The following is a 1,265-nucleotide window of genomic DNA, read 5'->3' on the forward strand; positions in this document are numbered from 1 at the left end:
TCACCGGCAAGCTGGTCGCGCAGCCGACCAAGAACATCGGCCACGGCCTGCTCCGCGTCACCACCACCAGGCACCCGCACCACCACCGGCACCGGCGTCCGCGGAGTGTCCGGGGCGACGGCCCCGAGCACCGGCTCCCACGTCACCCTGTGCAGCCGGGCAGGGGAGAGTTCGGCCGTCGGCACAGCGGTGACGCCCATCGCTTCCACGGTCGCCACCAGGGCGTCCGACGCGTCGGTGACGGTCAGGGTGAACACGTCCTGCCCGGTCGGAGTGAGGCGTATGCGCAATTCGCCCGTGGGCCGTGAGCCGGGCGTGTGCAGCAGCGCCCCACGCCAGGATGTCGGCAGATGGACCGTGCCAGGGGTCGTGGTCTCGGGCAGGAGGGGGCGCAACGCGGCTTCCAGGGCGACGGGCTGGAAGGCGAAGCCGCCGCCGTCGGGCACGGTCACGTCGACGGCCGGCTCGGAAAGGTCGGGAGCTGTGGTCGCGGGGGCGGGGGCGAGCAGGCCGCCGGCGTGCAGGGTCCAGGGTTCGCCCTCGCGGCGCGCGTGGACACTGAGCGACCGCAGACCGGCGGAGTCCGGTCCTCCCAGAATCACCTGGAGGTCGACCGCACCGTGCTCAGGCAGCGGGAGCGGCTGCTCCACGGTGAGACTGTCGAGCTGCGGCACGCCTTCCCGTTCCCCCACGCGAAGGGCGAGTTCGAGGAGTGCGGTGCCGGGGAGCTCTCCGGCCCCGGTGACCGGATCGACGAGATACGGGTGCGTCTGCAGAGACAGCCGACCCGAGTAGACCGTGTCGGCGCTGCCCGCGAGTTCCAGACCCGGTCCGAGCACGGGGTGCCAGGTGGCTCGGTCCGCGGTGGTGGACGCCTCCAGGGTGGGGTCGTCGGCGAGCCAGTAGTGGTGGCGGTCGAAGGGGTAGGTGGGCAGGTCGACGGCGGTGGCCGGAGTCCGGGTGAACCATGCCGACCAGTCGACCGGCGTGCCGGTCACATGGGAGCGTGCGAGTGCGCTCAGCAGCCGCTGCGGGCTCGGTGTGACACTTACGACCACTACGTCCTCGGAGTCGGAGGGCAGTGCTTCCAGGGTTTCCTCGATCTGCTGGGTGATGGTCTGGTGGCCGGCGAGTTCCACAAAGGTGCTGACTCCTTCGTCGTGCAGGCACCGGACGGCATCGGCGAAGCGGACGGTGCGGCGGATGTGCCCGGCCCAGTAGCCCGGGTCGGCCAGTTCCTCGGTCCCGGCGATGCGTCCGGTCTC

At 71.6% G+C, this 1,265-nt stretch carries 1 pseudogene; it reads right to left on the bottom strand.

Going from position 1 to position 1,265, the window contains the following annotated elements:
• A pseudogene (locus ACWDNY_RS31410) lies at positions 1 to 1,265 on the bottom strand (hypothetical protein); the annotation flags it as partial.

It is taken from the genome of Streptomyces sp. NPDC003697 (assembly GCF_053587115.1).